We start from the raw sequence: 18,641 nt of genomic DNA, 5'->3' as shown, positions 1-18,641 counted from the left end.
TCGCTTATGCGAGCGCCAGCTTTTCGCGGGCGTATTGTAGCGCTTTTTCAATAACTTGCTCAATGCTCAAACGCGTTGAGTCCAGTACCAGAGCATCTTCTGCCGGTACCAGAGGCGCTACTGACCGATTACGATCGCGGGAGTCGCGTTCCTGTATCTCGGCCAAAAGGCGTTCAAAGTTAACACTAAAGCCCTTCTCCTGCAACTGTAGCATACGGCGGCGCGCACGCTCCTCAGAAGAGGCGTCGAGGAATATTTTTACCGGCGCATCAGGGAAAACGACGGTCCCCATATCACGCCCGTCGGCGATAAGCCCGGGGGCTTCCCGGAAAGCGCGCTGACGGCGCAACAGGGCTTCGCGCACCCGGGGAAACGCCGCTACCTGTGAAGCGGCATTGGCCACCTCCTGGGTACGGATTTCACCGCTGACATCCTCGCCTTCCAGAATGACCTGTAGCTCCTCTTCCTCTGCCACAAAGCGCACGTCAAGGTGCGCGGCCAGAGGAGCCAGCGCCTCTTCGGACTCAAGATTTACCTGATGGTGCAGCGCTGCCAGCGCCAGTACCCGATAGATCGCGCCGGAATCCAGCAGATGCCAGCCCAGCGCGGCTGCCAGCGCCTTGCAGAGTGTGCCTTTGCCAGCGCCGCCGGGGCCATCGACTGTAATCACAGGTGCCGTCATCTTGTTCTCCTTTTATAGCCTGCCCCCACTCTCAGCCCACGCGGCGACGGCAATACGCCGCCGGATGCTTCCGGGATACGTCGGGCACAGGCGGCCATACATAAACGCGGCGCATTATACGCTGCAAGCCGCCTGACTGTTATCCTAAATACGTCATAACCGGAACAATCAGGCAGAGTGTAGAAGAATTCAGCGATGGGGAGTGTAATGAAGCGTCAGGAAGAGGCCCCGAATTAGAGGCCTCTTTGCCGATCAGGCAAGCGTGCTGATGCCAGAAAGTTTCTCGAAATAATCCGGGAAGGTTTTGGCGGTACAGCCGGGATCCAGAATCGTTACCGGCGTATCAGATAAGGCCACCAACGAGAAGCACATCGCCATACGGTGATCGTTGTAAGTGCCGATTTCAGCAAATTTAAGCTGCTGCGGCGGTGTAATGCGGATGTAATCCTCACCCTCTTCAACCTCGGCTCCCACCTTACGTAGCTCGGTCGCCATGGCGTAAAGCCTGTCGGTCTCTTTCACCCGCCAGTTATAGATGTTGCGCAGGCAGGTCGTGCCGCGGGCAAACAACGCCGCGGTAGCGATGGTCATCGCCGCATCAGGAATATGGTTCATATCCATATCAATGGCGTTCAGTTCGCCGCGGGTGCAGGCAATATAGTCATCACCCCAGACGATCTTCGCGCCCATTTTTTCCAGCACGTCGGCGAACCGGATATCGCCCTGCACGCTATGACGACCGATACCGCTGACGGTCACGGTACCGCCCCGGATAGCCGCGGCGGCCAGGAAGTAAGAGGCCGATGATGCATCCCCTTCGACCAGATAGTCGCCCGGCGCCTGATACTGCTGGCCGGCGCGTACGATAAAGCGCTGGTAGTTGTCATTTTCCACGTCAACGCCAAAGCTCTTCATCAGATGCAGGGTGATATCGATATAGGGTTTTGAAACCAGTTCGCCCTTAATCGTAATCAGAGTGTCTTCCGGCGCCAGCGGCGCAGTCATCAGCAACGCGGTCAGAAACTGGCTGGAAACGCTGCCGTCGACCGACACCTTCCCGCCGCGAAAGCCGCCCCGCAGGCGCAGCGGCGGGTAATCCTGCTGCTCCAGATAGTCGATCTGCGCGCCGCCCTGACGCAGGGCATCCACCAGATGGCCGATGGGGCGCTCTTTCATGCGCGGTTCGCCGGTCAGTACTATGTCGTTGTCCGCCAGGCACAGCGCCGCCGCCAGCGGGCGCATAGCGGTACCGGCATTCCCCAGAAACAGCTCCAGCGCGCCGGAAGACTGCAACGGGCCGCCCACGCCAGTGACTTCACAGATGGTGCGATCGTCGGAAAGCTGATAGCTCACACCCAACGCCTTAAGGGCATTAAGCATATGGCGTACGTCATCGCTGTCCAACAGATTGGTCAGACGCGTGGTGCCATTGGCCTGAGCCGCCAGTAACAACGCACGGTTAGAAACGCTCTTGGAGCCGGGAAGATGGATAGCGCCGTCAACGCGGGCAATCGGCTTCAGGGTCAGGGATTCCTGCATACAGTCAAAAACTCTCAATAAAAATAGCCAGCCCCGTACTCAAGGTACGGGGCAAAGACGCATCCGGATTACCCGTGACGTCGTTCGAAATCGACCATAAAGTCGGTTAGTGCCTTCACGCCTTCCAGCGGCATGGCGTTATAAATGGAGGCGCGCATTCCCCCCACGACCCGATGGCCTTTCAGCGCGTGCAGCCCGGCAGCAAAGGACTCTTCAAGGAACAGCGCATCCAGCTTGCTGTCCGCCAACTGGAACGGCACGTTCATTCGTGAGCGGTTGGCGTCGGCGACATCGTTGCGGTAGAAATCGCTGCGATCGATGGTGCCATACAGTAGCGCCGCTTTTTGCTGGTTAATGGCCTCCATGGCAGGCACACCGCCTTTGCCTTTCAGCCACTTAAAGACCAGCCCCGCCAGATACCAGGCGAAGGTGGGCGGCGTATTGAACATGGAGCCGTTCTCGTTCAATACGGTGTAATCCAGGATCGAAGGACAGGCCTTGCTGGCTTTACCCAGCAGGTCTTCACGCACGATAACCAGCGTCAGCCCTGCCGGGCCGATATTCTTCTGAGCTCCGGCGTAGATCAGGCCAAAACGGCTGACATCAATAGCGCGGGAAAGAATGGTGGAGGAGAAATCCGCCGCGACCACGACGTCGTCACCGAAGTCCGGCGTTTCATCAATAGCGATACCGTCGATGGTTTCGTTCGGGCAGTAGTGGAGCCAGGCGGCGCCCGGCGTCGGCTGCCATTCGCGCATCGGTTTCAGGGCGCGCTTACCGTCGACGGTAATTTTGGCATCGATAACGTTAGGCGTCAGATATTTCTTCGCCTCTTTAACCGCGCTGGCCGCCCAGTATCCGCCATCCACATAGTCGGCCGTGGTTTTGTCTCCCAGCAGGTTGAGCGGCAGCGCCGAAAACTGGCCCCGGCCCCCGCCGTGGCAGAACAATACCCGGTAGTTATCCGGGATTTGCAGCAGATCGCGTAAATCTTTTTCCGACTGCTCAGCCACCCCGATAAACTCCTTGCTGCGATGGCTGATCTCCATCACGGAAGTCCCTAAGCCCTGCCAGTCGCACAGCTCTTCCTGAGCCAGTTTAAGGACATCTACCGGCAACATAGCCGGACCGGAACTAAAGTTATAGACCTGCGTCATTTCCCTCACCGAATGTATTAAGCAATCTGTTTCTTCTGTGGCTATCGGTTTTATCACTCAGTGGTGCCGCCTGCAACGGATAATCCCTGAGGTTAAGGGTTTGCCGCCCCGTGCAAGCCAGAGATTCAACCAGAAAAACACGCCCCCCTGGCAGAATTATCTGGCCCCCCTGCCAGATACCCACCGTTAGCCCACCATTTTTCTTTATTTCCCCCCGCCCGGGAAGATGGCACCCCGCCGCCAAAACCCGTATCATTGCGCGCTTTGCGTACGACGAAAGTGAACAGCTATGACTCAAACCTTTATTCCCGGTAAAGACGCCGCGCTGGAAGATTCCATCGCCGGTTTCCAGAAAAAGCTCGCCGACCTGGGCTTTAATATTGAAGAGGCCTCCTGGCTCAACCCGGTTCCCAATGTCTGGTCTGTGCATATTCGCGATAAGGAGTGTCCGCTGTGTTTCAGCAACGGTAAAGGGGCCACGGAAAAAGCCGCGCTGGCATCGGCGCTGGGCGAATATTTTGAGCGCCTGTCCACCAACTATTTCTTCGCCGACTTCTGGCTGGGAGAAAGTCAGGCTAACGCACCCTTCGTGCATTACCCTAACGAGAAGTGGTTCCCGATCCCGGCGGACGATAGCCTGCCGGAAGGGATCCTGGATCCGCGTCTGCATGATTTTTACGATCCGGATCGCGCGCTGACCGGCAGCCAACTGGTCGACCTGCAGACCGGTAACACCCAGCGCGGCGTGTGCGCCCTGCCCTTCGTACGTCAGTCGGATAATCAGACCGTTTATATTCCGATGAACATCATCGGTAACCTGTACGTGTCTAACGGCATGTCGGCGGGCAACACCGCCAACGAGGCGCGAGTTCAGGGACTGTCCGAAGTTTTCGAACGCCATATTAAAAACCGGATTATCGCCGAGAGTATCAGCCTGCCGGAGATTCCGGGCGAGGTACTGGCACGCTATCCCGCCGTGGTGGCCGCCATTGAAAAGCTGGAAGCCGAAGGCTTCCCGATCTTTGCCTATGACGGCTCGCTGGGCGGTAAATATCCCGTGATCTGCGTAGTGCTGTTTAACCCGGAAAACGGCACCTGCTTTGCTTCGTTTGGCGCCCATCCTGACTTCGGCGTGGCGCTGGAGCGTACCGTTACCGAACTGCTTCAGGGCCGTAGCCTGAAGGATCTGGATGTCTTTACCCCGCCAACCTTCGACGACGAAGAGGTAGCCGAACACGCTAACCTGGAGACGCACTTTATCGACTCCAGCGGCCTGATCTCCTGGGATATGTTTAAACAGGATGCCGATTACCCGTTCGTGGACTGGAACTTCTCTGGCACCACCGCCGAAGAGTTCGCCGCGCTGATGGCCATCTTCAATGCCGAAGATAAAGAGGTCTACATCGCCGACTACGAGCATCTGGGGGTTTACGCCTGCCGCATTCTGGTGCCGGGCATGTCCGATATCTATCCGGCGGAAGATTTGTGGCTCGCCAATAACAATATGGGCAGCCACCTGCGCGATACCATCCTGAGTCTGCCGGACAGCCGCTGGCAGAAAGAGGAATATCTGCAGTTGATTGAACGCCTGGACGACGAAGGACTGGATGATTTTACCCGGGTTCGCGAACTGCTGGGTCTGGCCACCGGGAAAGATAACGGCTGGCACACCCTGCGCATTGGCGAGCTGAAGGCTATGCTGGCTCTGGCAGGCGGCGATCTGGATCAGGCGCTGATCTGGACCGAATGGACCATGGAGTTTAACGCTTCCCTCTTCAGCCCGGAGCGCGCCCGCTACTACCGCTGTCTGCAAACCCTGCTTCTGCTATCAATGGAAGAGGAGCGCGAACCGCTACAGTACCTGAATGCCTTTATCCGTATGTACGGGGCTGACACGGTCGACGCCGCCAGTCAGGCGATGAGTGGTGAAGCCCCCTTCTACGGGCTGCAGACGGTAGACAGCGATCTGCACGCCTTCCCGGCGCATCGCGCGCTGCTGGGAGCCTGGGGAAAACTTCAGCGCGCCAAGGCGCAATTCCAGACCAAAGCGCAATAAAATTGATTCTACCCCTCTTGGGGTAGAGCGGATTTTGCTATATTACGGGGCGTTTCTGACGCCCCGTTTTTTTATTTTGCGCAGCGTCGCCCAGATGTAACTCTGCGGTTAAATATGGGTAAATAAATAATTTACCCGTCTTGCCTTTCAGTTACTTAATTTCATCAATAATTCAAATAAATTAACCGCACAGGAGGAGGAATCGAAAATATTTCAACTCAACACGTAAATCTTAAAATTTATTTTTACTAATTAATTCAATCAATTACACTGAAAATGTGCATTAAACACACATTTATCAGGCCCATTAGCCAGGCGAGATATGATCTGCATCAAATTCTCATCTATAATGCTTTGTTAGTATCTCCTCGCCGACTTAGTTAAGAGAGAGTTAGTGTGAAAGCTGACAACCCTTTTGATCTGTTACTTCCACCCGCTATGGCGAAAGTTGCCGAAGAAGCGGGTGTTTATAAGGCAACAAAACATCCGCTGACCACTTTTTTTCTAGCCATTACTGCGGGCGTATTCATCTCTATCGCTTTCGTCTTTTATATCACTGCCACAACGGGCACTGCCGATATGCCTTACGGCATCGCCAAACTGATCGGTGGTATCTGTTTCTCTCTCGGCCTTATTCTTTGCGTGATCTGCGGCGCCGACCTGTTTACCTCTACGGTACTGATTGTGGTCGCCAAAGCCAGCGGCCGGATCAGCTGGGGACAACTGGCAAGAAACTGGATTAACGTCTATCTTGGCAACCTGATCGGCGCACTACTTTTTGTTCTACTCATCTGGCTGTCCGGTGAGTATATGGTGGCAAATGGCGGTTGGGGACTGAATGTCCTGCAGACGGCCGACCACAAAATGCATCACACATTTATCGAAGCCGTATGCCTCGGTATTCTGGCCAACCTGATGGTTTGCCTGGCGGTCTGGATGAGCTACTCCGGCCGCAGCCTGATGGATAAGGCTATGATTATGGTGCTCCCCGTCGGCATGTTTGTCGCCAGCGGCTTTGAGCACAGCATTGCGAATATGTTTATGATCCCCATGGGCATCATGATTCGCAACTTCGGCTCACCAGAATTCTGGCAGGCGATTGGCGCTACGCCGGAAAGTTTCTCACATCTGACCGTAACCCATTTCATCACCGATAACCTGATTCCGGTGACTATCGGTAACATCATCGGTGGTGGTTTACTGGTTGGATTGACGTATTGGGTGATTTATCTGCGCGGCGGCGACAAGCACTAAGTCTCGCCGGGCGGTAAATAAGAACTCCACATTAGAAGGTAGGTGTTACATGTCCGAGCTTAATGAAAAGTTAGCCACAGCCTGGGAAGGTTTTGCTAAAGGTGACTGGCAGAATGAAGTCAACGTACGTGACTTCATCCAGAAAAACTACACCCCGTATGAGGGCGACGAATCCTTCCTGGCGGGCGCTACCGATGCGACTACCCGTCTGTGGGATGACGTTATGGAAGGCGTTAAAATCGAAAACCGCACTCACGCGCCGGTTGATTTCGATACTGCCGTAGCTTCTACCATCACCTCTCACGATGCCGGCTACATCATCAAAGATCTGGAAAAGATCGTGGGTCTGCAGACTGAAAAACCGCTGAAGCGTGGTCTGATTCCGTTCGGCGGCATCAAAATGATCGTTAACTCCTGCAAGGCGTACGATCGTGAAATCGACCCGGAAATCCTGAAGATTTTCACCGAGTACCGTAAGACCCACAACCAGGGCGTATTCGATGTTTATACTCCGGACATCCTGCGCTGCCGTAAATCCGGCGTGCTGACCGGTCTGCCGGATGCCTACGGCCGCGGTCGTATCATCGGTGACTACCGTCGCGTTGCGCTGTACGGTATCGACTACCTGATGAAAGACAAATTCGCCCAGTTTACCTCTCTGCAGACCAAACTGGAGAACGGCGAAGATCTGGAAGCGACCATCCGTCTGCGTGAAGAGATCGCTGAACAGCATCGCGCACTGGGTCAGATCAAAGAGATGGCGGCTAAATACGGCTGCGATATCTCCGGCCCGGCAACCAACGCTCAGGAAGCCGTACAGTGGACCTACTTCGGCTACCTGGCCGCCGTTAAATCTCAGAACGGCGCTGCGATGTCCTTCGGTCGCGTATCCAGCTTCCTGGATGTTTACATCGACCGTGACCTGAAAGCAGGCAAAATCACCGAACAGGACGCTCAGGAAATGATCGACCACCTGGTGATGAAACTGCGTATGGTTCGCTTCCTGCGTACTCCGGAATATGACGAACTGTTCTCCGGCGACCCGATTTGGGCAACCGAATCTATCGGCGGTATGGGTCTCGACGGCCGTACTCTGGTCACCAAAAGCAGCTTCCGTTTCCTGAACACCCTGTACACCATGGGGCCGTCTCCGGAACCGAACATGACCATTCTGTGGTCTGAAAAACTGCCGCTGAACTTCAAAAAATTCGCCGCGAAAGTCTCCATCGACACCTCATCCGTACAGTATGAGAACGATGACCTGATGCGTCCGGATTTCAACAACGACGACTATGCTATCGCCTGCTGCGTAAGCCCGATGATCGTTGGTAAGCAGATGCAGTTCTTCGGTGCCCGTGCAAACCTGGCGAAAACCATGCTGTATGCTATCAACGGCGGCGTGGACGAGAAGCTGAAAATGCAGGTTGGCCCGAAAGAAGCGCCGATCAAAGACGAGGTGCTGAACTTCGATACCGTTATGGATCGCATGGATCACTTCATGGACTGGCTGGCGAAGCAGTATGTCACCGCCCTGAACATCATCCACTACATGCATGACAAGTACAGCTACGAAGCCTCTCTGATGGCTCTGCACGACCGTGACGTTGTTCGCACCATGGCTTGCGGTATCGCCGGTCTGTCCGTTGCGGCTGACTCCCTGTCTGCTATCAAGTACGCAAAAGTTAAGCCGATTCGTGACGAAGATGGTCTGGCGACCGACTTCGAAATCGAAGGCGAATACCCGCAGTTCGGTAATAACGATCCGCGCGTTGATGACCTGGCCGTAGACCTGGTAGAGCGCTTCATGAAGAAAATTCAGAAGCTGACCACCTACCGCAACGCTATCCCGACTCAGTCGGTTCTGACCATCACCTCTAACGTGGTTTATGGTAAGAAAACCGGTAACACTCCGGATGGCCGTCGCGCCGGTGCTCCGTTCGGCCCGGGTGCTAACCCGATGCACGGTCGTGACCAGAAAGGCGCCGTTGCCTCTCTGACTTCCGTTGCTAAACTGCCGTTCGCCTACGCGAAAGATGGTATCTCCTATACCTTCTCTATCGTGCCGAACGCGCTGGGTAAAGATGACGAAGTGCGTAAGACCAACCTGGCAGGCCTGATGGATGGTTATTTCCACCATGAAGCCAGCATCGAAGGCGGTCAGCACCTGAACGTTAACGTCATGAACCGCGAAATGCTGCTCGACGCGATGGAAAACCCGGAGAAATATCCGCAGCTGACCATCCGCGTTTCCGGCTACGCTGTTCGCTTCAACTCTCTGACTAAAGAGCAGCAGCAGGACGTTATTACCCGTACTTTCACTCAGTCCATTTAATGGGATTGACTGAAAAGGTGTAAAATAAAAAGGCTCCACCTGGTGTGGAGCCTTCTTTATAGAGCCGCTTTTGTAAGACTCCCTGCCAGGGAATCCCACAAAATTGACTCGACGCGGCACTCAGACCGCGCAACCCCGCCCCGGCGGGCGCCCAACTGGAGATAACATCGCAATGTCAGCTATTGGTCGCATTCACTCCTTCGAATCCTGCGGCACCGTGGACGGTCCCGGTATTCGCTTTATCACCTTCTTCCAGGGCTGCCTGATGCGCTGCCTCTATTGCCATAACCGCGATACCTGGGACACCCACGGCGGTAAAGAGATTACCGTCGAAGATCTGATGAAAGACGTTGTGACCTATCGCCACTTTATGAATGCTTCCGGCGGTGGCGTTACCGCATCCGGCGGCGAGGCCATTTTGCAGGCAGAGTTCGTGCGCGACTGGTTCCGCGCCTGTAAAAAAGAGGGAATCCACACCTGCCTGGACACCAACGGCTTTGTACGTCGTTACGATCCGGTTATCGACGAACTGCTGGAGGTCACCGATCTGGTGATGCTGGATCTCAAGCAGATGAATGATGATGTGCACCAGCTGCTGGTCGGCGTCTCCAACCACCGTACTCTGGAGTTTGCCCGCTACCTGTCGGACAAAGGCATTAACACCTGGATTCGCTACGTGGTGGTACCCGGCTGGTCGGACGACGATGACTCCGCGCATCGACTCGGCGAATTTACCCGCGATATGGGGAACGTCGAAAAGATCGAGCTACTGCCCTATCACGAGCTGGGCAAACACAAATGGGTCGCCATGGGTGAAGAGTACAAGCTGGACGGCGTAAAACCACCGCCGAAAGAGACCATGGAACGGGTTAAGGGCATCCTGGAACAGTATGGTCATAAGGTGATGTACTGACTCCCCATCCGAACGGAGCTGGCCTCCCCCGGCTCCCCTTCTCTTTTATCCCCTCGTTCCCACCATAATCGCCAACAGAAAAGTTCGGAGCTAAAACAGGTGCTGCTATCCAACTACAGGCAAACGATTATCGCCACGAACAGGTTTAAACTGAGCGGCTGCGATTTTCAGCTCTCTGAACACAAGGGCTCCTGTAAGTTAATTAAGAGATCAAATATTTCTGGCGCCCTAAAAAACGAGCACACGTCTGACCGGAAAACTTTACTGTATATTCAGTGGGATAAAAACGAACTTCTGAAAAACCGGGAACGGGGAGCTAAGGCAGGATCGCCCTCAACGACGCAGGCTATGGCCTGGTACGTTGAGGGTCAGAGAAAATCAGGCGTGCGCCACCGGGGTCGGATGATGGCCCGCTTTGCGCAGCAGCATCATCAGATAGACGAAGGCCACACTGGCGATAGTGATAAACAGCAGATTATCAGAGTAGCGCTCCATCAGCATTGAGGTCAGGGAGGGGCCCGCCAGGCTCCCCAGGGTGTAACTCAACAGCAGCGCCTGGTTCATTGCCACCAGCTGATGGTGTTCCACCTTTTCACAGGCCCAGGCCATGGCGACCGGATAGAGGGTAAAGCCCGCCGCCCCCAGAATAAACAGCGACGGACCCATCGCCGCGTTGCTCAGCATCGCCAGCGCGCCCAGAATCACCACAAACACCTGAACCCGCAGCACCAGCAGCCGCCCATAGCGCTCAGAAAGGCGACCAATTGGCCACTGACCGACAATCCCGGCGCTGACCATGACCGCCATCCAGAAACCAATATGGGCATCGCTGATTCCCTGATGGTTCAGCCACAGCGGCATCAACCCGTACAGCGAACCCAGCACTATCCCGGAGATAATGCAGCCATTAACCCCCAGACGCGCCTGACGCAAACGCAGCATGCTCCACATCGGCGTGGCGGCCTGGTGCTCGCCATGGCCGCTCAGAATGCGGGCAAATAACAACGGCAGCATACCTGCCAGCACCAGCGCGGTGACCCAGGGTAGTACGCTCAGCAGCTCTGTAGATACCTTGCTGATAAGCAACTGACCCGCCACGGTCCCCATGTAGTAGACCATCATGTAAGCAGCCAGCAGACGCCCACGATTACGGGAGGTACCGCTGCACATCAGCGCGCTTTCCACCACCACCCAGATCATGGCACAGCCGATACCGGCCACAAAACGCCACATCAGCCAGCTCCAGAAGCCGACCGCCAGTCCCAGACCGGCGCAGGCTACGGCAAAAATCAACGATGCCAGCCAGTAGCTACGGTTAAAACCCAGCTTTTTCACCAGTAGTCCGGTAATCAGCGTGCCCAGCAGGTTACCGGTGAAATAAGAGGAGCTGACCATCCCCACCTGCCAGGTCGGCAGTTGGTCATGGGCAAGCCACAGCGGCACCAGCGTGTTCATCACCGCTATCGCCAGGGTCAGCAAAAGCAGGCCACAGAGCAGAAAAAGCACTGGCCGGGTCCAGACAGACATGTGTTTTAAACCGTATGGAAGGAGGTAAGTGAGCGCATCATGCCACCGGCAAAAACATTGTCAATCCACCCTCAGCGCCGAATATTCACCGCCGCCGGGCGACGATTTGAAATACTAATCCTTATGCGAAGCAGCGTGACGGCGCAATTTACTATCTCATTGTTATTTAAAGGAGTAACAAGGAAAGATGCGAAACGGATCACGCTAAAAATTTCATCGAAAAAGCGGAAAATTTTTTTGTGGCTACCCTATAAATAAGCCGACCCACAGGTCGGCTTATTCAACATCCTGACAACCGTTATCCGGCCACTGCCATACCGACCGTCATATGCAGCCCGTAGAAGACGCCGCGACCAATCAGTTCACCGGCCAGCACCAGTACGAAGGCGATAACCATCAGCCCGGTACCCGGCAGCGCGCCGCGCAATTGCGGCACAATCCATAATGCCAGTGCCAGCGCCACCAACATCAGACGCCAGGAAAGCAGCGCCCCGAAGTCCGGCACCAGCGCCGTCGCCTGCTGCACGGAACTGTGGATCCCCGAAAGCTGCGCCCCCTGCAGCGAGAGCACCACCAGGCTTGCCAGCAGCGCCAGCAGCGTAATCGCCGGTAGCAGACGCAGAGCCCAACCTTCCACGCCCGCCACCCGCAGTAGCAGGTAACCCAGCAGCGGACCACCGATAAGCATGGTCAGGAAGAAACTCAGCGGGGTCCAGAAACCATACCATGTCGGCACGGTATCGATGGTGCTGTATACCCGACTGGTCAGCCAGACAAACACTACCGCCAGCACAATCATCGCCACCAGCCACAAACGCGACAGCAGCGGCGGAAGCTTATTCACCGCCGTCAGTAGCCAGCCAAGACCACCAACCGCAAAGAACAGCGAACCGCCGGCAATCTCATTGCTGAGCGCCGACTGACCGATGCGGTTCAGCGAATTAAAGGCGCGCAGCGGCGAACCCAAGTGCAGTACAGAGGCGATAAAGGCAATGCCCATCAGTACCCACAGCACCACCATGGCCAGCTCGGCCCGACGCCTCTGTTCCGCCGGAAGGTTTCCCCCCAGCAGCGCCAGCGCCATCACAATCGCCCCACCGGCCACACACTGCCCCAGAACGGTGAAGACCATCAGCGGCCATTCATGCCATCCACTCCCCATCTCACACCTCCTTCGGGTTGGCCAGATAACCGGTGGTATCCCCACAGGGACGGCTGCTGGCGTTAGGTTTAATCACAATATTGGGGCGGGTAAAGTGTGCTGCCGGTAGCGGCGCCACTTCCGCCAGTTCGCCATGGGTGCGGCGCAGCTCCTCGATCGGGCCGAAATCCAGCGCCCGCAGCGGGCAGGACTCCACGCAGATAGGCTTATGGCCTTGCGCGACCCGCTCATAGCAGCCGTCGCACTTGGTCATATGCCCTTTTTCCGCGTTGTACTGCGGCGCGCCATAGGGGCAAGCCATATGGCAGTATCGGCAGCCGATGCAGACATCTTCATTCACCACCACGAAGCCATCTTCCCGCTTATGCATGGCGCCGCTCGGGCACACTTTGGTACAGGCTGGATCGGCGCAGTGGTTGCAGGAGATGGAAAGGTAATAGGCGAACACATTCTGGTGCCAGACCCCGTTATCTTCCTGCCAGTCTCCCCCGGCATACTCATAGATGCGGCGGAAGCTGACATCCGGCGTCAGATCTTTGTAGTCCTTACACGCCAGCTCGCAGGTTTTGCAACCGGTGCAGCGGCTGGAGTCGATATAAAAGCCATACTGGGTTGTCATTCTCTACTCCTTAAACCTTTGCCACCTGGACCAGGTTGGTATGGGATGGATTACCTTTGGCCAGCGGGGAAGGACGCTGGGTGGTCAAAACGTTGATGCTGCCTGCGCGATCGATTCGGTTAGCGTCCGGGTTGTACCAGGCCCCTTCCCCCAGCGCCACCACGCCCGGCAGGATACGCGGCGTGACTTTGGCGTGAATATGCACTTCGCCGCGACCGTTAAAGATGCGCACCCTCTCGCCATTGCTGATGCCGCGTGCCCGGGCATCCAGCGGATTGATCCACATCTCCTGACGACAGGCGGCCTTCAGCACATCGACGTTGCCGTAGGTTGAGTGAGTGCGAGCCTTGTAGTGAAAACCGGTCAGCTGCAGCGGATATTTTTCGCTGAGCGGATCGTCGTAGTTTTCAAAGCCGGCGCTGTAGACTGGAAGCGGATCGATAACATCGTCCTCTTGCAGTTGCCAGCTGGCGGCGATCTGCGCAAGCTGCTCCGAGTAGATCTCGATTTTGCCCGACGGCGTGGTCAGCGGATTGGCCTTAGGATCGGCGCGGAATGCCTTATAGGCCACGTGATGACCTTCTGGATCGCGCTTTTTAAAGATGCCCTGACGGCGGAAGGTGTCGAAGTCCGGCAGTTCAGGAATCGCTTCCCTGGACTGAGCATAGAGATGACGCAGCCACTCTTCCTGAGTGCGTCCCTCGGTAAACTGCTGCTCTACTCCCATCCGGCGGGCGATTTCGCTGGTCATCTCATAGATGGTTTTGCATTCGAAACGCGGCTTGATCGCCTGATCGGCAAAAATTACGTAGGCCATATTGCCGCAGGAGGCATCCAGCGCGAAATCCATCTGCTCAGAGGCGGTACAGTCCGGCAGCAGAATATCGGCATATTTCGCCGACGCGGTCATATGGTTATCAATCACCACAATCAGCTCGCACTTCTTGTCGTCCTGCAGGATCTCGTGAGTGCGGTTGATTTCCGAATGCTGGTTCACCAGACAGTTACCGGCATAGTTCCAGACCATCTTGATGGGCACATCCAGCTTATCTTTACCGCGTACGCCGTCTTTCAGCGCCGTCATTTCCGGGCCGCGTTCGATGGCATCGGTCCACAGGAACATTGAGATACTGGTCTGAACCGGGTTTTCCAGGGTCGGCATCCGCACGAACGGCAGACTGTAAGAGCCTTCACGCGCGCCGCTGTTGCCGCCATGGATCCCCACGTTGCCGGTCAGGATCGGCAGCATGGCAATGGCTCTGGAGACCAGTTCGCCGTTAGCATGGCGCTGCGGCCCCCAGCCCTGAGAAATAAAGGCCGGTTTCGCTGTGGCAATCTCCCGGGCCAGTTTGATAATGCGCGCTTCGGGAATACCGGTAATGGCTGAAGCCCAGGCAGGCGTTTTGGCCACGCCATCGCTGCCCTGCCCCAGGATATACGCCTTATAGTGACCGTTAGCCGGAGCCCCCGCGGGCAGCGTTTTTTCGTCGTAACCGACGCAGTATTTATCCAGGAACGGCTGATCCACCAGATTTTCATTGATCATCACCCAGGCCAGCGCCGCGACCAGCGCCGCATCGGTACCCGGACGGATGGGGATCCACTCATCTTCACGACCAGCGCCGGTATCGGTGTAGCGCGGATCGATAATGATCATCCGCGCATCAGAGCGCTCGCGGGCCTGCTCCACGTAGTAAGTCACGCCGCCGCCGCTCATGCGGGTTTCACCGGGGTTATTGCCGAACAGCACTACCAGTCGACTGTTTTCGATATCGGAAGGACTGTTACCGTCTGCCCAGCCGCCATAGGTGTAGTTCAGACCTTCAGCAATCTGCGCGGTAGAATAATCACCGTAGTGATTGAGGTAACCGCCGCAGCAGTTCATCAGACGGGCGACCAGGGTGTTACCCGGCGGCCACGAGCGGGTCATGGTGCCACCGAGAGTACCGGTGCCGTAGTTCAGATAGATAGACTCGTTGCCGTAATCTTTAATCAGGCGCTGCATATTGCTGGCGATAGTATCGAACGCCTCCTCCCAGGAGATACGCTCGAACTTACCTTCGCCGCGTTTGCCTGAACGCTTCATGGGATACTTCAGGCGATCGGCGTTATAAACCCGACGCCGCATGGAGCGACCGCGCAGACAGGCGCGTACCTGATGTAACCCTTCATAGTTATCGTCACCGGTATTATCAGTTTCAACGTAGCGGATTTCGTCATTGACCACATGCATCCGCAGCGGACAGCGGCTGCCGCAGTTTACGGTACAGGCACTCCAGACCACTTTTTCACGAGCGTCTTCACCCGCTATCGCACCCGCGATAGCCGTTCGGGAAAAGGGCAGCGTCAGTGCGCCGCTGGCGGCCGCCAGCCCACAAATGGCGCCCCCTTTAACCAGCGAGCGGCGGCTGAACTCCGCCGCCAGAATTGCCCCGGAGGATTTGTATTCCATGATACCCCACACATTGCTCATTAAAACGGTACGGCCGGAGGCTGCACCAGTGAAACGATACGGGGAGCGGTAAAGGGTCAACCAAGGCGCCCTTATTTTTTTACGACGGGCTCCCCTGTGCGTGGAATGGTACTGCTTTAGTGGTAGAAGACTTTGTCAGGCATCAAGGCGGGCATAAAAAAAACGCCCGAAGGCGTTTTTTCTTACAGATGTGACTTAACCGATATGCGTCAGGCCATTCATATAAGGACGCAGAGCCTCTGGAATTTCAATGCGGCCATCGGCCTGCTGGTAGTTTTCCAGCACTGCCACCAGGGTACGTCCCACTGCCAGGCCTGAGCCATTCAGGGTATGTACCAGACGCGGTTTCTTCTCGGTCTTGCTGCGGCAGCGAGCCTGCATGCGGCGCGCCTGGAAGTCCCCAACGTTAGAGCAGGAGGAGATTTCACGGTAGGTATTCTGCGCCGGTACCCAGACTTCAAGATCATAGGTCTTACAGGCGGAGAAGCCCATGTCACCGGTACAGAGCGCGACTTTACGGTACGGAAGACCCAGCAGCTGCAGCACTTTTTCGGCGTGGCCGGTCATCTCTTCCAGGGCATCCATAGAGTGATCTGGGTTAACCACCTGCACCATCTCGACTTTATCGAACTGGTGCATACGGATAAGGCCACGGGTATCACGACCGTAAGAACCCGCTTCGGAACGGAAGCAAGGGGTATGGGCGGTCATCTTAATCGGCAGAGACTCTTCTTCCAGAATCTCGCCGCGCACCAGGTTGGTCAGCGGCACTTCCGCGGTTGGGATCAGCGCGTAGTTGCTGCTGTCTGACTCTTCTTCCAGCGGGCGGGTATGGAACAGATCGCCCGCAAACTTCGGCAGTTGACCGGTACCGTACAGCGTTTCGTGATTCACCAGATAGGGCACGTAGTTTTCGCTATAGCCGTGCTGTTCGGTATGCAGATCCAGCATGAACTGCGCCAGCGCGCGGTGCATACGAGCAATCTGCCCCTTCATAACCACAAAGCGCGAGCCGGTCAGCTTAACCGCCGCGGCAAAATCCAACCCGCTGTGCATTTCGCCCAGCGTCACGTGATCGCGCACTTCGAAGTCGAACTCACGCGGGGTACCCCAGCGGCTGACTTCGACATTTTCATTCTCGTCTTTACCCACCGGTACGCTGTCGTCCGGCAGGTTGGGAATGGTCAGCGCGTAATCGCGAATTTCATTCAGCAGGGTATCCAGTTCGGCTTTCGCCGCATCCAGCTCTTCACCCAGCTGATTGACTTGCTGACGCAGCGGCTCAATATCTTCGCCGCGCGCTTTCGCCTGGCCGATGGATTTCGATCGGGAATTGCGCTCAGCCTGCAGGTTTTCCGTTTTGACCTGCAGCACTTTGCGGCGCTCTTCAAGCGCGCGCAATTTATCTACATCCAGCTTAAAGCCCCGGCGTGCCAGTTTTTCAGCGACTGCGTCTGGCTCGTTACGCAGCAGATTGGGATCGAGCATGCTTATCCTGTGCTTATCGAATTGAGAACGAATAAAAAGGCCGCAGCCTGCGGCCTGATTGAGATTAGGGTAACCTTACCGCAACGTCCGCACTAGCGGTAGCGTTTTGTCGGGCTATTTTGATCCTGTTCAGCGAGCCAGGCGAGCTTTTCGCCAATCTTGCCTTCAAGGCCCCGGGAAGTGGGATGATAATAGCGGGTCTGGCCCATTTCTTCAGGGAAATAGACCTCACCGGCGGCATAGGCGCCGGGCTCATCGTGGGCATAGCGATACTCCTGCCCGTAGCCCATCTCTTTCATCAGTTTGGTGGGCGCATTGCGCAGATGGGGCGGCACATCGTAGTCGGGACGCTCGCGGGCATCGGCCATCGCAGCCTTGAAAGCGGTATAGACCGCATTGCTCTTGGGTGCGCAGGCCAGATAGACAATGGCCTGAGCGATGGCGCGCTCCCCTTCCGCTGGCCCTACCCGGGTAAAACAGTCCCAGGCGGAAATAGCCACCTGCATGGCGCGGGGGTCGGCATTACCCACGTCTTCAGACGCGATCGCCAGGCAGCGACGCGCCACATAGAGTGGATCGCCACCGGCCGTGATAATGCGGGCGTACCAGTAAAGGGCCGCATCCGGCGCCGAGCCGCGCACCGATTTATGCAGCGCCGAAATCAGATCGTAGAAGCGATCGCCTTTATTATCGAAACGGGCGCTGCGTTCACCGGCAATTTCAGTCAGTAGCGCAGGCGTCAGTATCCGTTTGCCGGCAGCATCGGCGTCGGCCATATCGACCATCATCTCGAGCGTATTTAGCGCCCGGCGGGCATCGCCATTGACCAGCCCGGCAATCGCCAGCCGCGTCTCATCCGGCAGTACGATATTTTGCCCGCCAAAGCCGCGCGCTTTATCCTCCATGGCCTGATTCAACACCTTTTCGATGTCTGACGTGGTCAGGGATTTCAGCAGATAGACTCTGGCCCGGGACAGCAAAGCCGAGTTAAGTTCGAAAGAAGGATTTTCGGTGGTGGCGCCAATAAAAGTGATAGTGCCGTCTTCAATATGGGGTAAGAATGCGTCCTGCTGGCTCTTATTGAAGCGGTGCACCTCATCAACGAACAGGATGGTACGTCGACCCGCATTGCGGCTCTGGCGAGCCCGTTCAATGGCCTCACGAATATCCTTTACCCCGGAAGTTACCGCAGAGATTCGCTCCACGTCAGCATTGGCATAGTGGGCAATCACTTCTGCGAGGGTGGTTTTCCCGGTGCCTGGCGGCCCCCAGAGGATCATCGAATGGAGCTGTCCGGCTTCAATCGCTTTCGGCAGCGGTTTGCCGGGGGCCAGTAAATGCTGCTGGCCGATATACTGGGCCAGATTCTCTGGCCGCATGCGCGCGGCCAGAGGCTGGAAGCTGTTATCGGAAAAATCGAGCGACAGATTGCTCACTCA

Annotated in this window: 13 protein-coding genes; 4 read left to right on the top strand and 9 right to left on the bottom strand. The window is 56.3% G+C overall.

Annotated elements, in window-relative coordinates:
* Positions 1 to 4 precede the first annotated feature (4 nt).
* From cmk to serC, 3 genes are all read right to left on the bottom strand, one after another.
* Positions 5 to 682 carry a (d)CMP kinase gene (gene cmk, locus SCU88_RS08745; RefSeq protein WP_175339765.1) on the bottom strand — a complete coding sequence of 226 codons (678 nt, stop codon included), beginning with the start codon at positions 680 to 682 and terminating at the stop codon, positions 5 to 7.
* A 252-nt stretch (positions 683 to 934) separates the two neighbouring features.
* Positions 935 to 2,221, bottom strand: a complete 1,287-nt coding sequence (gene aroA / locus SCU88_RS08740) for a 3-phosphoshikimate 1-carboxyvinyltransferase (RefSeq protein WP_138096628.1) — start codon at positions 2,219 to 2,221, stop codon at positions 935 to 937.
* 68 nt (positions 2,222 to 2,289) lie between these two features.
* A complete protein-coding gene (gene serC / locus SCU88_RS08735) occupies positions 2,290 to 3,378 on the bottom strand; it encodes a 3-phosphoserine/phosphohydroxythreonine transaminase (RefSeq protein ID WP_138096626.1) in 1,089 nt (362 codons plus the stop codon).
* Between the two features lie 289 nt (positions 3,379 to 3,667).
* Here serC and ycaO point away from each other — a divergent pair, with 289 nt between their 5' ends.
* The 4 genes from ycaO (at position 3,668) to pflA (ending at position 9,933) form a co-directional block, all read left to right on the top strand.
* Positions 3,668 to 5,434: a 30S ribosomal protein S12 methylthiotransferase accessory factor YcaO gene (gene ycaO, locus SCU88_RS08730; RefSeq protein ID WP_138096624.1), complete on the top strand. Its 1,767-nt coding sequence runs from the start codon at positions 3,668 to 3,670 to the stop codon at positions 5,432 to 5,434.
* 396 nt (positions 5,435 to 5,830) lie between these two features.
* Positions 5,831 to 6,688 (top strand): formate transporter FocA, encoded by an 858-nt coding sequence (focA, locus tag SCU88_RS08725; protein WP_138096622.1) that lies wholly within the window; start codon positions 5,831 to 5,833, stop codon positions 6,686 to 6,688.
* Between the two features lie 49 nt (positions 6,689 to 6,737).
* The gene (pflB, locus tag SCU88_RS08720; RefSeq protein WP_138096620.1) at positions 6,738 to 9,020 is read left to right on the top strand and encodes a formate C-acetyltransferase; all 2,283 of its coding nucleotides are present in this window, start codon (positions 6,738 to 6,740) and stop codon (positions 9,018 to 9,020) included.
* Positions 9,021 to 9,192: 172 nt separating this feature from the next.
* A complete protein-coding gene (gene pflA / locus SCU88_RS08715) occupies positions 9,193 to 9,933 on the top strand; it encodes a pyruvate formate lyase 1-activating protein (RefSeq protein ID WP_138096618.1) in 741 nt (246 codons plus the stop codon).
* A 378-nt stretch (positions 9,934 to 10,311) separates the two neighbouring features.
* Here the strand turns inward: pflA and SCU88_RS08710 are convergent, their stop codons facing one another.
* The 6 genes from SCU88_RS08710 to SCU88_RS08685 all read right to left on the bottom strand — a co-directional run bounded on the left by SCU88_RS08710 (position 10,312) and on the right by SCU88_RS08685 (position 18,638).
* Positions 10,312 to 11,460 (bottom strand): MFS transporter, encoded by a 1,149-nt coding sequence (locus SCU88_RS08710; protein WP_138096614.1) that lies wholly within the window; start codon positions 11,458 to 11,460, stop codon positions 10,312 to 10,314.
* A 298-nt stretch (positions 11,461 to 11,758) separates the two neighbouring features.
* Complete coding sequence (locus SCU88_RS08705; RefSeq protein WP_175339764.1) at positions 11,759 to 12,622, bottom strand: DmsC/YnfH family molybdoenzyme membrane anchor subunit; 864 nt, start codon at positions 12,620 to 12,622, stop codon at positions 11,759 to 11,761.
* Between the two features lies 1 nt (position 12,623).
* Positions 12,624 to 13,241 carry a DMSO/selenate family reductase complex B subunit gene (locus SCU88_RS08700; protein ID WP_138096610.1) on the bottom strand — a complete coding sequence of 206 codons (618 nt, stop codon included), beginning with the start codon at positions 13,239 to 13,241 and terminating at the stop codon, positions 12,624 to 12,626.
* A gap of 10 nt (positions 13,242 to 13,251) precedes the next feature.
* The gene (gene dmsA, locus SCU88_RS08695; RefSeq protein WP_175339763.1) at positions 13,252 to 15,693 is read right to left on the bottom strand and encodes a dimethylsulfoxide reductase subunit A; all 2,442 of its coding nucleotides are present in this window, start codon (positions 15,691 to 15,693) and stop codon (positions 13,252 to 13,254) included.
* Positions 15,694 to 15,909: 216 nt separating this feature from the next.
* Complete coding sequence (gene serS, locus SCU88_RS08690; protein WP_138096607.1) at positions 15,910 to 17,202, bottom strand: serine--tRNA ligase; 1,293 nt, start codon at positions 17,200 to 17,202, stop codon at positions 15,910 to 15,912.
* A 92-nt stretch (positions 17,203 to 17,294) separates the two neighbouring features.
* A complete protein-coding gene (locus SCU88_RS08685; protein WP_138096605.1) occupies positions 17,295 to 18,638 on the bottom strand; it encodes a replication-associated recombination protein A in 1,344 nt (447 codons plus the stop codon).
* Positions 18,639 to 18,641 lie beyond the last annotated feature (3 nt).

Origin of the sequence: Jejuibacter sp. L23, assembly GCF_050815825.1 — a bacterium.
In the GTDB taxonomy this organism is placed as follows: domain Bacteria; phylum Pseudomonadota; class Gammaproteobacteria; order Enterobacterales; family Enterobacteriaceae; genus Jejubacter; species Jejubacter calystegiae.
Note: the sequence above shows the minus strand (reverse complement) of the source record. Positions and strands in the feature narration are given on the sequence as shown.